The 14,315-nt window shown below is 73.3% G+C and carries 14 protein-coding genes and 1 riboswitch; of the genes, 1 reads left to right on the top strand and 13 read right to left on the bottom strand.

The window, feature by feature from the left end; translation table 11 throughout:
- Positions 1-75: 75 nt before the first annotated feature.
- The 9 genes from ACIBW6_RS01030 to ACIBW6_RS00990 form a co-directional block, all read right to left on the bottom strand.
- Positions 76-657 carry a GAF domain-containing protein gene (locus ACIBW6_RS01030; RefSeq protein ID WP_399055162.1) on the bottom strand — a complete coding sequence of 194 codons (582 nt, stop codon included), beginning with the start codon at positions 655-657 and terminating at the stop codon, positions 76-78.
- Positions 658-682: 25 nt separating this feature from the next.
- Positions 683-1,282, bottom strand: coding sequence for a GTP-binding protein (locus ACIBW6_RS01025; protein WP_399055160.1), 600 nt, complete (start codon positions 1,280-1,282; stop codon positions 683-685).
- Positions 1,260-1,631 carry a DUF742 domain-containing protein gene (locus ACIBW6_RS01020; protein WP_399055158.1) on the bottom strand — a complete coding sequence of 124 codons (372 nt, stop codon included), beginning with the start codon at positions 1,629-1,631 and terminating at the stop codon, positions 1,260-1,262. Before ACIBW6_RS01020 ends, ACIBW6_RS01025 begins: the two co-directional genes overlap by 23 nt.
- A gap of 2 nt (positions 1,632-1,633) precedes the next feature.
- Entirely contained in the window at positions 1,634-2,068 is a 435-nt protein-coding gene (locus ACIBW6_RS01015) for a roadblock/LC7 domain-containing protein (RefSeq protein WP_399055156.1), read from the bottom strand.
- Between the two features lie 122 nt (positions 2,069-2,190).
- Entirely contained in the window at positions 2,191-4,182 is a 1,992-nt protein-coding gene (locus ACIBW6_RS01010) for a sensor histidine kinase (RefSeq protein ID WP_399055154.1), read from the bottom strand.
- A gap of 542 nt (positions 4,183-4,724) precedes the next feature.
- The gene (locus tag ACIBW6_RS01005) at positions 4,725-5,909 is read right to left on the bottom strand and encodes an MBL fold metallo-hydrolase (RefSeq protein ID WP_399055151.1); all 1,185 of its coding nucleotides are present in this window, start codon (positions 5,907-5,909) and stop codon (positions 4,725-4,727) included.
- Positions 5,910-6,024: 115 nt separating this feature from the next.
- Positions 6,025-6,783, bottom strand: coding sequence for an SIMPL domain-containing protein (locus ACIBW6_RS01000; RefSeq protein WP_399055149.1), 759 nt, complete (start codon positions 6,781-6,783; stop codon positions 6,025-6,027).
- 210 nt (positions 6,784-6,993) lie between these two features.
- Positions 6,994-7,812, bottom strand: coding sequence for an SGNH/GDSL hydrolase family protein (locus ACIBW6_RS00995; RefSeq protein WP_399055147.1), 819 nt, complete (start codon positions 7,810-7,812; stop codon positions 6,994-6,996).
- A 188-nt stretch (positions 7,813-8,000) separates the two neighbouring features.
- Positions 8,001-8,780: a peptidoglycan DD-metalloendopeptidase family protein gene (locus ACIBW6_RS00990; protein WP_399055145.1), complete on the bottom strand. Its 780-nt coding sequence runs from the start codon at positions 8,778-8,780 to the stop codon at positions 8,001-8,003.
- Between the two features lie 5 nt (positions 8,781-8,785).
- A riboswitch (cyclic di-AMP (ydaO/yuaA leader) is annotated at positions 8,786-8,981 on the bottom strand.
- Between the two features lie 350 nt (positions 8,982-9,331).
- Between ACIBW6_RS00990 and ACIBW6_RS00985 the strand changes: the two genes are divergently transcribed.
- Positions 9,332-10,129: a tyrosine-protein phosphatase gene (locus tag ACIBW6_RS00985; protein WP_399055143.1), complete on the top strand. Its 798-nt coding sequence runs from the start codon at positions 9,332-9,334 to the stop codon at positions 10,127-10,129.
- 7 nt (positions 10,130-10,136) lie between these two features.
- Here the strand turns inward: ACIBW6_RS00985 and ACIBW6_RS00980 are convergent, their stop codons facing one another.
- The 4 genes from ACIBW6_RS00980 to dxs all read right to left on the bottom strand — a co-directional run bounded on the left by ACIBW6_RS00980 (position 10,137) and on the right by dxs (position 14,291).
- The gene (locus ACIBW6_RS00980; RefSeq protein ID WP_399055141.1) at positions 10,137-10,301 is read right to left on the bottom strand and encodes a DUF6126 family protein; all 165 of its coding nucleotides are present in this window, start codon (positions 10,299-10,301) and stop codon (positions 10,137-10,139) included.
- Positions 10,302-10,303: 2 nt separating this feature from the next.
- Positions 10,304-10,930, bottom strand: a complete 627-nt coding sequence (locus ACIBW6_RS00975; RefSeq protein ID WP_399055139.1) for a helix-turn-helix domain-containing protein — start codon at positions 10,928-10,930, stop codon at positions 10,304-10,306.
- Between the two features lie 71 nt (positions 10,931-11,001).
- On the bottom strand, positions 11,002-12,387 hold the full coding sequence (locus ACIBW6_RS00970; RefSeq protein WP_399055137.1) for an aspartate aminotransferase family protein: 1,386 nt from the start codon (positions 12,385-12,387) through the stop codon (positions 11,002-11,004).
- Positions 12,384-14,291 carry a 1-deoxy-D-xylulose-5-phosphate synthase gene (gene dxs / locus ACIBW6_RS00965; RefSeq protein ID WP_399055135.1) on the bottom strand — a complete coding sequence of 636 codons (1,908 nt, stop codon included), beginning with the start codon at positions 14,289-14,291 and terminating at the stop codon, positions 12,384-12,386. The genes ACIBW6_RS00970 and dxs overlap by 4 nt, the downstream gene beginning before the upstream one ends.
- Between the last annotated feature and the right edge of the window lie 24 nt (positions 14,292-14,315).

Here is a 14,315-nt window from a genome sequence, read left to right as displayed (position 1 = left end):
GCGGCGTCGCAGCTTTCCTACAGGCGCGGCGCGCGTACGGTCCTGACGGCTCCCGGCGGACGGCCGCGCCCTCGGTCACACCGGGGGGTGCCCGCGGGCGCGCACCACGTCCATCAGCTCACCGGCCGACGCCTTGATCGTGGCGAGCCCGGCTCTGCCCCACGGGCGCGGTGCCGTGTCCACCACGCATACGGTGCCGAGAGCGAGGCCCGTGCGGTCGTCGAGCAGGGGCGCGCCCAGATAGGAGCGGATTCCTATGGCGTCGACGACAGGGTTGCCCGCGAACCGCGGGTAGTCGCACACGTCTTCCAGGACGAGTGCCTTGCGGCGCACCACGACATGGGGGCAGTACCCGTGGTCGCGCGCCAGGTAGCGCGCACCCGCACCCGTGGCGGCGCCCGCCGCCGCCGTGCCGAGGTCGCCGCCGCGATGGCGGCCGTCGGGCGTGTGCAGCCCGGCGAAGAACTGCCGGTTCTCGTCGATGAAGTTGACCATGGCGTACGGCGCTCCGGTGACGCCGGCCAGCCGGTCGGCGAACAGGTCGAAGACCCGCTCCGGCCGCAGTCCCAGACCGAGGGCGCGCAGCCGGCGGCCCCGCTCGGACGCCTCCCGGTCGACCGGGGTGAGCAGCAGCCGCCCTGACGCGTCGTAGGTCATCCGTCCGTTCCCCGGCGGGCGTCGCTCACGTGTGCGCCCCGAACCCGGAGGCCGCGGGGGCGGCGTGGGCCAGCAGGTGCCGGACGAGCGTCAGCAGGGTCTGGATGCCGGAGCTGGAGATGCGCGCGTCGCAGCGGACCACGGGCACCTGGGGGTCGAGGTCGATGGCGGCGCGCACCTCCTCGGGTTCGTAGCGGTAGCCGCCGTCGAACTCGTTGACGGCCACGATGAATCCCATGCCGCGCTCCTCGAAGAAGTCGACGGCGGCGAAGCAGTCCTCCAGGCGGCGGGTGTCGGCGAGGATCACCGCGCCGAGCGCGCCCTCGGACAGTTCGTCCCACATGAACCAGAACCGCTCCTGGCCCGGGGTGCCGAAGAGGTACAGCACGTGGTCGGGGTCGAGGGTGATGCGGCCGAAGTCCATGGCGACGGTCGTCTCGACCTTGTTCTCGATGCCGTCGAGGTTGTCGGTCGCGGCGCTGACGGTGGTGAGCAGCTCTTCGGTGCTGAGCGGGGCGATCTCGCTGACCGCGCCGACGAACGTCGTCTTGCCGACCCCGAACCCGCCCGCCACCAGGATCTTCAGTGCGGTGGGAAAGGCCTCAGAGCTGTCGTCGTAGTCCATCGAGCACTGCCTCCAGTAGGGACCGGTCAGTGGGGTTGTCGTGGAACGTGGGCGGCTTGGTGGTGAGGGCCCCGCAGTCGACGAGGTCGGAGAGGAGGACCTTGGTGACGGCCGCGGGGAGGCCGAGGTGGCCGGCGACCTCCGCGACCGACGTGGGGTGCGCGCACAGGTCGAGCGCCTGGTCGTGCTCGGGGCCCAGGTAGCCGAGGGGGGTCGCCCCCGTGGCCATCACCAGGGAGAGCAGGTCCAGCGACGTGCTGGGGCGGGTGCGCCCGTCGCTGATCGTGTACGGGCGCACGAGCCGGCCCGCCGCACCGTCGAGCCAGGGCCCGTCCTGCGGCGCCGACACCCTCAATTCCTCATCGCCGTGGGCTCGGCCGACGGCTGGCGGGGCGCGGTCATCAGGTAGGGACGCACGCTCTTGACGAGCATCGCCATCTCGTAGCCGAGCACGGCGGCGTCGGCCTCGCGTCCGGCGAGGACGGCGAGACAGGTGCCGGAACCCGCGGTGGAGACGAACAGCAGCGTGGAGTCCAGCTCCACCACCACCTGCCGTACGTCGCCGCCGTCGCCGAAGCGCACGCCGGCGCTGCGGCCGAGCGAGTAGAGGCCGGAGGCGAGGGCCGCCATGTGGTCGGCGCTGTCGGCGTCGAGTCCGTGCACGGACTTGACGAGACCGTCGCAGGAGAGCAGCACGGCGCTGTTCGTGTGGGGGACGCGCTGGACCAGGCCGCTCATCAGCCAGTCGAGATCGGACACGTGACCCGTCGGCACATCGCTCGCCATGGGGGATCGACTCCTTGTCAACTGCTCGGTCTGCTCGGTGTGGTGCTGGTCGGGGGGACGGGCGCGGGCGGGGCGGGGCCCGCCCGCTATCGCCGCGCGGTACGGGGCCGCCCGGGCAGCGGTCATCCTGCGCTGCCGCTCGCGCCGCCCCCGGGGTCCGGCGCCCCGGGCAGCTCGCGCGGTTCGGCCGCTTCGGCGAGTGTGATGCCGCGCTGGAACGCGGCCATGAGCCCGGGGTCGTGGCCGGCCGGCGGCTCGTCGTCCTGGCGCGGAGCGGGGCCGCCGCGCAGCTGCGGGGCGAGGTGTTCCTGGGCTCTGCGCCGGGGCAGCCGGGGGCGCTCCATCGTGCCGCGCACGGCGCCGTGCAGCGTGCCGTACGGGGCTGTGGGGTGCGCCGCGGCGGGTGGGGCCGCCAGGTGCTCGGCCGCGCTGTGCCGGTCCTCGGGGCGGATGCCGGGCACGGCGTCGGCGGGGGTGGCGCGCGGGCCGCCCGCATGGCGCTGCGGGAGCGGCGCGGGACCGGCCGGGTGCTGGAGACGCGGCTCGGCCGCGTCCGTCCCGGGTGCGGGCTGGGGTGGCTGCGGCGAGGCCGGTTCGGCGCGCGGGCGCGGGACCGCGGTGATGCCGCCGTTGAGCGGGGCGGAGGCGAGGGGTGGCGCCGGGGCCGTCGCGGGGGCGGCAGGGGCGGGCGCGGAGTCGGGGGCGGATGGGGCCGGCGCGGATGCGGAGGCGGCGAGGTGGGTCGCGGAGGCCGGGGCGGGCAGGACCGCGGAGGGCGCGCCGGCGCCCGCGTCGACCGGGTGCGGGAGGGCGCTGCGCCCGTTCGCGGCGGCCGCGCCCGGCGGGAGCAGGCTGTCGGCGGTGGCCGCGGCGGCGGCCCTGCGCACCCGCGGAACCCGCTGCGCCTGGTCGGCGCCGAGCAGCTCCTGCGGCAGTACGAGGACGGCCTGGACGCCCCCGTAGATGTTGGTCTGCAGCCGTACGGTGATGCCGTGCCGCCGGGCGAGCTGCGACACGACGAACAGGCCGATGCGGCCGTCCTGCAACAGGCTGTCCACGTTGACCTGGTCGGGGTCGGCGAGCAGCGCGTTCATCCGGTTCTGCTCGGCCACCGGCATGCCGAGGCCGCGGTCCTCGACCTCGATGGCGAGGCCGGAGGTCACCAGGCCGGCGCGGAGCAGGACCTGGGTGTGCGGGGCGGAGAACACGGTGGCGTTCTCGACGAGTTCGGCGAGCAGGTGGATGCAGTCGGCGACGGCGTGCCCGCGCAGGGTTCCGTCGATCGGCGGGACGAGCTTGACCCGCGCGTACTGCTCGACCTCGGCGATGGCGGAGCGCATCACCTCGGTCATGGAGACGGGGTGGCTCCACTGGCGCCGCGAGACGGCGCCGCCGAGCACCGCGAGGTTCTCGGCGTGCCGCCGGATGCGGGTGGCGAGGTGGTCGACGTGGAAGAGGCCCTTGAGGAGGTCGGGGTCCTCGACGTCGTTCTCCAGGTCGTCGAGGATGGAGATCTCGCGGTGGACCAGGGACTGCAGGCGGCGGGCGAGGTTCACGAAGACCTCGACCTTCTGCCGGCTGCCTGCCTGGCCGGAGAGCTGGGTGGCCTGGACGACGGCGGTGACGGCGACGTCCTGGGCCCGCGTCAGATCGGCGGCGAGCCGGTCGAGTTCGTCGGCGCCGGGCGCGGGCGGCTTCGGGGCGCGGCGCGGGGGCGGGCCCTCGCCCTTGCGCAACTGCTCGACGAGGCCGCGCAGTTCGGCCTGGCCGCGGGCGGTGGTGCGGCGCAGGCCGAGGACGCGGTCGCGGACCGTGGCGGCGGCGCGGTCGGCGGCGACGGCCGCGATGACGATGCCGGCGACGGTGACGAAGCAGGCCCCGGCGAGCACGCCCCACAGGGCGAGGCCGGGCCGGGCACCGGTGGAGCGCACGGCGAACAGGACGGCCGCGGACGCGCTGAGCGCCACCGCGGTGGGCGGCAGCACGGCCAGGCGCAGCAGCTGCGGCCGTATGTGGGTCTCGGCCGGACGCGGCGCGGCCCGCCCGGTCGGCCTGCCGTGCCGACCGCCTTCGCGACGGTCTGCGCGGGCGGCCGGCTGGCGGAGCTGAGACATACGGCGTCCTCGTCCTCGGTTCTCTCGGGGTGCGGAAAGGGGCCGGGCGACTCGAAGGGATCGACCGGGCGTCGCACAGCGAGCACTCACCGTAGTCGGCAACTTTGTAAGTGAGCCGGGCAGTTGCCGAACTCCGGCGGCCGAGGTCCCGCTCTGGTATGAGCCGTCGAACGGTTGACTGATTGCGCGGCGGCGGCGGGGCCAACGCCGTCGCGGCGACGGCGCGGGCAACGCCGAGTACGGAGCGAGCAGCGCAACCGCGGCGGAACCACGGACCCCGGTGGCGGTGACGAGGACGGCAACGGCCACGGCCACGGCCAGGCCCGTACGACGCGACGACGCCAGGCGGCCGGCGGCGCCGGGCAGGCCGCGGACACGCCGGAGGAGACGACCGTCCCGGCCTCGACCTCGGTCCGGGGCGCCGCGCGCCCAGTCAGTGGCGCGGCCCCGCCGCGGGTGTTGTCAGCGCCGGAGCCCCCGCCGCTGGTGTCGTCAGCGCGAGGACGCCCGCTGGTGTCTTCAGTGCGAGGACGCGGCCGGTGTCACCGCTCCCCGGCCAGGTCCAGCTCCCCCTTGCTCGTCCCCGCGCCGTCCTCGATGGTGCGCGGGCGGCGCCAGGGGTGGGTGAGGGGGTGGGAGACCGGGCGCCACCACGGCTCGTCCGGCAGGGGGGCCGTCGGCTCGAAGGGCTCGCCGGGGCGGGGGAAGGCGGCCGGCTGGTCCGCCGCGGCCGCCGCGTCCCGCATCCACTCCCCCGGCTCCGCCCACGCGTGCGGGGCCAGGTTGAACGTGCCCCAGTGGATCGGCATGAGGACCCCGTGCGGCTGCCCGCCCTGGAGGTCGAGGTGGGCGCGCAGACCCTCCTCGGGGGTCATGTGGATGTCGGGCCAGAACTCCGCGTACGCCCCGACCTGGATCATGGTCACGTCGAACGGGCCGTACTGCGTGCCGATGTCCTGGAAGCCCTGGAAGTAGCCGGTGTCCCCGCTGTGGTAGATCCGGTGCGCCGGGCCGGTGACGGCCCAGGACGCCCAGAGGGTGTGCTGCGGGTTGCGCAGGCCGCGGCCGCAGAAGTGGCGGGCGGGCGTCGCGGTGAGCGTCACCCCGCCGACCTCGGCCGACTCGTGCCAGTCCAGCTCGCGCAGCCGGTCGGCCGGCACCCCCCAGTGCTCCAGGTGCGCGCCGACGCCGAGCGGCACGGCGAAGACGGTGTCCGTCCGGGCGAGCGCCTTGATCGTGGGCAGGTCGAGGTGGTCGTAGTGGTCGTGCGAGATGACGACCACGTCGACCGGGCCGAGCGCCGCGACGGGCAGCGGCGCGGGGTGCAGCCGCTTGGGCCCCGCGAAGGCGAACGGCGAGCAGCGCTCCCCCCACACCGGGTCGAAGAGCACCCGGACCCCGTCGATCTCCGCGAGCACGCTGGAGTGCCCCATCCAGGTGATGCGCAGACCGCTCGCGGACGGCTTCGACAGGTCGGCGAGGGTGGTGGCGTGGACGGGGACGGTACCCGTGGGCGCGCGCCTGGCCCGCTCCTCCTTGCGGAAGTAGACCTTCGCGAAGTCGAGCATGGAACCCTCGGGCCGGGTGCGGGCCCCGACCGGGTTCTGGAACTGCCCGTCGGCGAAGTTCGGCGACCGTCGGATCCGCTCCAGCCGCGCGCCGGTGGCCGCGGCGCCGAACGCGGCAGGCTGCAACGCGCGCAGACCGGGACTGAAGGAACGTGGCACAGCGCCTCCCGTTGATCGATCAGGGCTCCATTATGTGCCGCCCCCTCGACCGCGCGCCGCACCGCCCCTGAGCCCGTGCGGGCCCGGCGCCGCGGCACCGGGCCCGGCCGGGGCCTCAGTTCAGCTCGTACACCGCCGTCACGCTGACCTCGTCCTCGATCTCCCCGGCCGCCACCGGCACCTTCTGCGCGGTCGCCGCGAAGGCCGCCGCGGGAACGGCCACCGGGCGCGGCCGTCCGCTCGGGGCCTCTTCGAGCGAGACGAGGCGGCCGAGCTTGTGCCCGCTCACCTTGGCGTACTGGACGGCCTTCGCGTGGGCGTCGGCGTGCGCGGCCGCCCGGGCCGCGGACCGCAGCCGGCTCGGGTCGGCGACGTCGAAGACGACGGAGTCGATGCGGATGTCGTCGCCCGCCGCGTCGGCCATCGCCTGGATGACGGCGCCCGTCCGCTCCAGGTCGCGGACCTTCACGGAGAACGACTGCGTGGCCCGGTACCCGGCGACCCGCGTGGCCGCGCCCGGCTCGGGACCGCTCTCGTAGACCGCGGAGGCCGACAGGTTCTCGGTGCGGACGTCCCGGTCGGCGACGCCCGCCTTGCGCACGGCGGCGAGCAGCGCGTCCGCGGTCCGGTTCTGGGTGGCGAGGGCGGCCTTCGCGGTGGGCCCGTTCGCCTCGACGCCCGCGGTCACGGTCGCCATGTCGGGGGCGGTACTGGCCCGGCCCTCGCCGGTCACGGTCAGGGTCGCGGGCCGGGGCGCGGTGGTGGCGGTGGCCACGTGCGGCGCCCCCTGGGCGGCGGCGGCCGGCACCGCCGGCAGGACGAGGGCGAACAGGGCGCCGACGAGTGCGGCGCGGCGGCGGGGACGTACAGACATGGGATCGAGGTCCTTCCCGGTCGGCTGCCCGCCGACGCGGCGGGCAGCCGACATCCCAGCACCCGCGCCCGGCCGACGGCGGCCGCCACTCCGCCCGGTCACCTCGATGAGCGCGTTAGCACCTGTGTGCACACCCGTCGGAGCAAAGGAGGGGAGGGAGGAGAGGGGCGAGAGAGGCGAGAAGAGGCAGAGAAGGAGGGGACGGGCGGATCAGGACGCCGACTCCAGGTGCATCTTGATGAGGTGCGGGTCCACGAACCCCTTGGCCGTCACCCGGTCCCCGGAGGACTCCCCGCGCAGCCGGCGCCCGATCCACGGCACCAGGAACTCCCGCGCCCAGTGGATGTCGTCGCGCCGCACCGCGAACGTGCCGCGCGGCGGCAGCAGCGGCCAGGCCTGCTCCGGGTCGGCGGGCACCTCGATGCCGAGCGCCTGCGCGGCGCGCAGCGCGACCCGGGTGTGCCCCTCGGCGGACAGGTGGAGCCGGTCCTCGTCCCAGGCGCGGCGGTCCTGCACGGAGCGCAGGGACCACAGGTCGAGCACGGGGCAGCCGTGGCGGTCGGCGATCGCGCGCACGTGCATGTTGTACGTGGCGATCTTGCCGCGCAGATGCTTGAGCACGGCGACGTCCCGGGTGTCGAAGCCGGTGGCGACCATGACGGTGCCGCACGCCCCGGCGAGCCGCGCGACGGCCTTCTCGAAGCGTTCGGCCACGTCGTCGGGGTCGGTGCCGGGCCGGATGATGTCGTTGCCGCCGGCGACCAGGGTCACCAGGTCGGGGGCGAGCTCGACGGCCCGCGGGACCTGGTCCGCGACGATCTGGTCGAGGAGCTTGCCGCGCACGGCGAGGTTCGCGTACTGGAAGGTGTCCTCGGCGACGCGGTCGTCCAGGAGGACGGCGAGCCGGTCCGCCCACCCCACGAAACTGCCGTCGGGTCCGGGGTCCCCGACGCCTTCGGTGAAGCTGTCCCCCACCGCCGCGTAGGACCGAATCGTGCCGCTGCCGAATGATCTCGATTCGTTTGCCACGACCACACATCTTTCACCTCGGCGTGTGACCTACGCCAACGTAACCAGGGGTTGACGTGGGGTGAGAAAACGCACTCGGCGCCCGGGGAATAACCCCGGGCGCCGAGTCGATCGCGCGTGCCGCACGCGGTGCGTGGACGGGCGCGGGTGATGCAGGTGGTGCGGGTGGTGCGGGTGGCTCACATGGTTCAGATGCTGACGCCGTGGTCGCGCAGGTACGTCACCGGGTCGATGTCGGAGCCGTAGTCGGGGGTCGTGCGGATCTCGAAGTGCAGGTGCGGTCCCGTGACGTTGCCGGTGGCGCCGGAGAGGCCGATCTGCTGGCCGGCGGTGACGGTCTGCCCGGCCGAGACGCCGAGCGAGGACAGGTGGGCGTACTGCGAGTAGTCGCCGTCGGCGTGCTTGATGACGACCTCATTGCCGTAGCTGCCGTCCCAGCCGGCGGAGACGACGGTGCCGGGGCCGACGGCCTTGACGGCGGTGCCGGTGGAGACCACGAAGTCGGTGCCGGTGTGGTAGCCGCTCGACCACGAGGAGCCGGAGGCGTGGTAGGCCGTGCCGATGGAGCCGTCCACGGGCTTCACGTAGCCCGTGGCGGACGTGGCGGACCCGGTGGCGGCGGTGGAGTCCGTCGTGGTGGCCGGAGCCGCGGCCGGGGCCGCGCCCTCCAGCGTGAGCTTCTGGCCGGGCTTGATGAGACCGGCGTCGGAGCCGACGACCTTCTTGTTGGTCTCGTACAGCTTCTGCCAGCCACCGTCGACGTCCTGCGCCTCGGCGATCTTCACGAGCGTGTCACCGGCCTTGACGGTGTACGTCGTGGGCTTGGCGGCGGCGTCGCCGGTGGCCGCGTGGGCGCCGGTGGCGCCCATGAGCGGCAGGGCGAGCGCGGCCCCGCCGGCCGAGACGACGGCGGCGGCGCGGGCGATGCGCTGGGTCTTCGAACGGCGGTGCTGTCCCTTGGCGGGCATGGCGCTTTTCCTCTCCGTCGCCTGCGAGGTGAGCTGTCGGGTTCGGGCTGGAGCTGCCCGGCCGGTTCCGCTGAGGGATCCGGCTTCACCCCGAGCCGCTTGGGGAATTCCGGCGGCGTACTGCCTGTGGGTCCCCCGCTCCTGCCGTCACGGGTCGTGGTCCGGAATCCGGGCGGCGGCAGGATTAGGCGTTCCGTCCGGATGGAAGGGCGACAGTAGGCAGAGGAATCGGACGGCGACAACCGTCGAATTCACCGGCAGGGGCGCTTTCTTGATCGTCTGGGAGTTCCCCGTGTCACGCTGTGTGGATAACCCTGCTTTGCCAGGCCCTTACCTTCTGGGAATTCCCGCCGCCGGAATTCAGGGCCGCCGCCACGGACGGTCACGGATATGAGTCTGCTCACGCGAACCGCTTAATCCCCTTTGATTTATGGATAGTTAGTAATAAAAGGGTTGAAACGGACAGAAGGTTGCCCCGGGAATCCATGTCGTATCGTCAGGAGCGCGTTCGCCGGCGAGGGACGCCGGTGACCCGACCGGGAGGAGCCCCCGTGACCCAGCACGCCCCGTCCACCGAGCCCGAGCTGTCCGGAGTGCGCAACTTCCGTGACGTGGGCGGTCTGCCGACCGTGGACGGCCGGCGCGTGCGCGCGGGTGTGCTCTTCCGCAGCGGTCACCTCGCCCACGCCACCGCCGAGGACGCCGCGTTCCTCGCCGGTCTCGGCCTACACACCGTCTTCGACTTCCGCAACGCCGCCGACCAGCGCCTGGAGGGCGCCGACGTCGAGCTGCCCGGGACGCGCAACGTGAACCTGCCGCTGTCCGACCCGGCGGACGGAGCCGAGTTCTGGCAGATGGTCCGCGACGGCGACATAGACCAGCTGCGTGCCCTGCTCGCCGAGGGCCGCGCGGCGAACCGCATGATCACGTCGTACCGCTCGATCATCGCGCAGCGCACCGCCGAGCACAGCCGCGTCCTGCACGCCCTCGCCGAGGACAGCACGCCCGCCCTGATGCACTGCGCGGCGGGCAAGGACCGCGCGGGCCTGTCGATCGCGGTGACGCTGCTCGCCGTCGGCGTGGAGCGCGACGCCATCGAGGCGGACTACCTGGAGTCCAACGCCACGCACCGGCGCTACAAGGTGCGCCGCAGCGCCACCGCGGGCGACGCCTACTCCCCCGAGATCATGGAGCTGCTCAGCCCCCTCTTCGACGCCCGCGCCGCCTATCTGCACGCGGCCTTCGAGACCATCGAGCAGACCTGGGGCAGCGTGGACCGCTACTTCGAGGACGGCCTGCGGTTCGGCGCGGCCGACCGGGACCGGCTGCGCGAGCGTCTCCTGGTCTGAGGGCGGGCTACTGCCCGCCGCCCAGCGCGAAGAGCATGTAGAGGAAGGCCGCGAGGGCGTGTCCCGCGAAGACGTACACCAGGACCCGCACCCAGATGCCGCGCGGCAGCTTGTCCTCGATGTCCCGCCGGGCGGGCCGCTCCCCCGCGGTGGGCTCGGTGGCGTCGCTCATGGTCATACCTCCCGGACCGGGCCGGCCGCCGGGCCGAGACACAGCGCGGCCGTCGGAGTCTGCAACAAGGTGTGGACGAAAAGCAGCTCGGCCCCGGCCCGGTCCGCGGCGGCGATCCGGTGCGGGGTGAGCGAGTCGAAGTGCGCGCTGTCCCCGGGGTCGAGCTGGTAGGACGTGTCCCCCAGGCGCAGGCGCAGCCGTCCTTCGAGGACGTAGAGCCACTCCTCGCCGGGGTGGACGCGGACGATGTCGCCCTGCGACCCGTACGGCACGTGGACGCGCAGCGCCTGCATGCCGCGGCCCGGGGAGCCCGCCTGGAAGTAGGTCCAGCCGCCGGCCTCGGTCGCCTCCATGGCGCGGGAGCGCACCACGGCGTCCCGGTCGGCGGGGGTCTCGCCCAGCAGTTCGGAGACGGTCGTACCGTAGATGCGGGCGAGCGCGAGCAGCATCGGCAGCGACGGCTGGCGCTGCCCGGTCTCCAGCCGGGACAGGTGGGCCGGTGACAGGCCCGCGGCGCGGGCCGCGGCCTCCAGGGTGAGGGCCGCGCGGCGGCGCAGGGCGCGCAGCTGCGGGGCGACGGTGGGCAGCTCCGGGGGGACCGGAGTCTCCTCCGGGAGGGCAGGGCTCATGGTCCCGATCAGACCAGAGCCCTGCCTGTCAGGCAATTTTCTTGCCTCAGAGGCAAAGCGGGCGTGCCCGGTCAGCGGTTGGCGACCGCCTGCTTGATCAGCGTCCTGCCGAAGTCCCACATCAGCCCGCCCCCGCTGTGCGCCTCGTCCATCACGGCCGTGAACGCCTCCACGAACCGCTCGACGTCGGCCTCGTCCACCACGAGCGGCGGGATCAGCTTGATCACTTCGAGGTGGTCGCCGGAGACCTGGGTGAGGATACGGTGCTTCTGGAGCAGCGGCACCACGACCATCTGCGCGAACAGGCCCTTGCGCGCGGCCTGCAGCATGGCCCAGCGGCTGCGCAGCTTCAGGGACTTGGGCCGGCCGAACTCGATGCCGATCATCAGGCCGCGCCCGCGGACGTCGCTCAGCAGCTCGTAGCGGTCGACGAGCGCGGTGAGGCGGCTCGCGAGGAGCTCGCCCATGACCCGGGCGTGCGCGACGGTCTCCTCGTCCTCCATCACCGTGAGGACCGCGAGGCCCGCCGCCATGGCCTGCGCGTTGGCCCCGAAGCTCGCCGAGTGGACGAGGACGCGGTCCATGGACGAGTAGACCTTCTTGAAGATCCAGTCCTTGCCGAGCGTCGCGCCGACCGGCACGTACCCGCCGGAGAGCGCCTTGGCCACGCAGACCAGGTCGGGTTCGACGCCGTCCTCGTGCTGGTAGGCGTAGAAGTCGCCGGTGCGGCCGAGGCCGGTCTGCACCTCGTCGGCGATCAGCAGCGCCTTGTGCCGGTGCAGGAGTTCCTGCGCGGCACGCAGATAGCCGGGCGGTGCCTCGTGCACGCCCTTGCCCTGGATCGGCTCGACGATGAGCCCCGCGACGTCGCCCTTCTTCACCTCCCGTGCCAGCGCGTCGAGATCGCCGAGGGGCACGGCCGTGTCGGGCAGCAGCGGCGCGAACCCGTCGCGGAAGCCGTCCTCGCCGTTGACCGACAGGGAGCCGGTGGTCAGGCCGTGGAAGGCGTGGTCGCAGTAGAGGACGCGGGGTCTGCCGGTGGCGTAGCGGGCGAACTTCAGCGCGGTCTCGACCGCCTCCGTCCCGCTGTTGCCGAAGAACACCCGGTCCAGGTGCGGGCTGTGCGTGAGCAGCTTCTCGGCGAGCAGGCCCGGCAGCGGCTGGCAGTCGAACCGGGTCAGGTCGGCGAGCGAGGCGTCCAGGACGTCGTGCAGCGCCTTGCGGACGACGGGGTGGTGGCGCCCCAGGCCCATGACGCCGAAGCCCGCGAGCATGTCCAGGTAGTCGTTGCCGTCCGCGTCCCAGAAGTGCGCGCCCTCGGCCCGCTCGTACACCCGGTCGAAGCCGATGGTGTGGAGCATCTTCGGCAGCTGGTGGTTGAGGTACTTGGTGTGCAGCTCGTACCGTTCGCCACCGCGCTCGGCCAGCAGCCTGCCGAGGTCGAACTCCTTGCTCATACGTCGTTCTCCTTGCCGGCCTTCTCGGATGTGCTGGCTTTCAGGTTGAGGCTCGTGCTGATGCGGCCCGCGATCTCCACCGGGGTCAGGCCGATGTCGGCGAGCACCTCGGCCCGTTTGGCGTGCCCCAGGAACTGCTCGGGGATCCCGAACCGCCGTACGGGGACGTCGACCTCGGCCTCGCCGAGGGCCAGCGCGACCGCGGAACCGACGCCCGCGGCACGGCTGTTGTCCTCGACGACGGCGACGAGTTCGTGCCGGGCGGCCAGCGGCGCGAGGTCCGGGTCGACCGGCTTCACCCACCGCGGGTCGACCACCGTGCAGGCGACGCCCCGCGCCTCCAGGAGTTCGGCGGTCCGGAGGCAGACGGGCGCCATCACGCCGACGGAGACGAGCAGGACCCGGGCCGCGTCCGCGCGGTGCAGGACGTCGATGCCGCCGATCCGGTCGAGGGCCGGCAGCGGCGCGCCGACGGACTCCTTGGGGAAGCGCAGCAGGGTCGGCGCGTCGTCCACCGCGACGGCCTCCCTGAGCTGTGCCCGGAGCTGGTCGGCGTCGCGCGGCGCGGCGATCCGCAGGCCGGGCACGACCTGGAGGACGGACATGTCCCACATGCCGTTGTGCGAGGCGCCGTCGACGCCGGTGACGCCGGCCCGGTCGAGCACAAACGTCACCCCGCAGCGGTGCAGTGCGACGTCCATCAGGAGCTGGTCGAAGGCGCGGTTGAGGAAGGTCGCGTAGACGGCGACGACGGGGTGCAGGCCGCCGGTCGCGAGGCCCGCCGCGCAGACGGCGGCGTGCTGCTCGGCGATGCCGACGTCCCAGACGCGGTCCGGGAACTCCTGGGCGAACTTCGTCAGGCCCACCGGGTGGAGCATGGCCGCGGTGATGGCGACGACGTCCTCGCGTTCCCGTGCGACGGCGACGATCTCGTCCCCGAAGACGGAGGTCCAGGAGGGGGCGCCGGCGGGGGCGAGCGGCTCGCAGGTCAGCGGGTCCATCACGCCCACGGTGTGGAAGCGGTCGGCCTCGTCCGCGAGGGCGGGTTCGTAGCCGCGTCCCTTCTCGGTGAGGCAGTGCACGAGGACGGGCCCGTGGAAGCGCTTGGCCCGGCGCAGCGCGGACTCCATCGCTCCTACGTCGTGGCCGTCGATCGGGCCGACGTACTTCAGGCCGAGGTCCTCGAACATGCCCTGCGGTGCGAACGCGTCCTTGAAGCCCTTCTTGGCGCCGTGCAGGGACTCGTAGACGGTGTGCCCGACGACAGGGGTGCGCAGCAGGACGTCCTTGCCCCAGGCGAGCACCTTCTCGTAGCCGTCGGTCGTGCGCAGGGTGGCGAGGTGGTTGGCGAGGCCGCCGATGGTCGGCGCGTAGGAGCGCTCGTTGTCGTTGACGACGATGATCAGCGGCTGGTCCCCGGCGGCCGCGATGTTGTTCAGCGCCTCCCAGGCCATGCCGCCGGTGAGCGCCCCGTCCCCGATGACGGCGACCACGTGCCCGCGCTCCCCCTGCACCTGCCGGGCCTTGGCGAGCCCGTCGGCCCAGCCGAGTGCCGTGGAGGCGTGGCTGTTCTCCACGATGTCGTGCTCGGACTCCTCGCGCGAGGGGTAGCCGGAGAGCCCGCCCTTGCCGCGCAGCTTGGAGAAGTCCTGACGTCCTGTCAGCAGCTTGTGCACGTAGCTCTGGTGGCCGGTGTCCCAGACCAGCCGGTCGACGGGTGACTCGAAGACCCGGTGCAGTGCGATGGTGAGTTCCACCACGCCCAGGTTGGGTCCGAGGTGTCCGCCGGTCCTGGCGACCGCGTGGATCAGGAACTCTCTGATCTCACCGGCCAGTTCGCCGAGCTCCTCCTCGCTCAGCGCCTTCAGGTCGCGCGGCCCCCGGATGGTCTCCAGAATCGTCACGCTCGAGCCCCCTTCCCGTCCGAA

This window comes from Streptomyces sp. NPDC049813 (assembly GCF_044465085.1).
GTDB lineage: Bacteria > Actinomycetota > Actinomycetes > Streptomycetales > Streptomycetaceae > Streptomyces.
This window is presented reverse-complemented; position numbering and strand designations above follow the sequence as displayed.

What these genes read in the sequence shown, in the direction of transcription:
- ACIBW6_RS01030 (WP_399055162.1), bottom strand. Translation starts at nt 657, where the DNA reads ATGACCTACGACGCGTCAGGGCGGCTGCTGCTCACCCCGGTCGACCGG.
- ACIBW6_RS01025 (WP_399055160.1), bottom strand. Translation starts at nt 1,282, where the DNA reads ATGGACTACGACGACAGCTCTGAGGCCTTTCCCACCGCACTGAAGATC.
- ACIBW6_RS01015 (WP_399055156.1), bottom strand. Translation starts at nt 2,068, where the DNA reads ATGGCGAGCGATGTGCCGACGGGTCACGTGTCCGATCTCGACTGGCTG.
- ACIBW6_RS01010 (WP_399055154.1), bottom strand. Translation starts at nt 4,182, where the DNA reads ATGTCTCAGCTCCGCCAGCCGGCCGCCCGCGCAGACCGTCGCGAAGGC.
- ACIBW6_RS01000 (WP_399055149.1), bottom strand. Translation starts at nt 6,783, where the DNA reads ATGTCTGTACGTCCCCGCCGCCGCGCCGCACTCGTCGGCGCCCTGTTC.
- ACIBW6_RS00990 (WP_399055145.1), bottom strand. Translation starts at nt 8,780, where the DNA reads ATGCCCGCCAAGGGACAGCACCGCCGTTCGAAGACCCAGCGCATCGCC.
- ACIBW6_RS00980 (WP_399055141.1), bottom strand. Translation starts at nt 10,301, where the DNA reads ATGAGCGACGCCACCGAGCCCACCGCGGGGGAGCGGCCCGCCCGGCGG.
- ACIBW6_RS00975 (WP_399055139.1), bottom strand. Translation starts at nt 10,930, where the DNA reads ATGAGCCCTGCCCTCCCGGAGGAGACTCCGGTCCCCCCGGAGCTGCCC.
- ACIBW6_RS00970 (WP_399055137.1), bottom strand. Translation starts at nt 12,387, where the DNA reads ATGAGCAAGGAGTTCGACCTCGGCAGGCTGCTGGCCGAGCGCGGTGGC.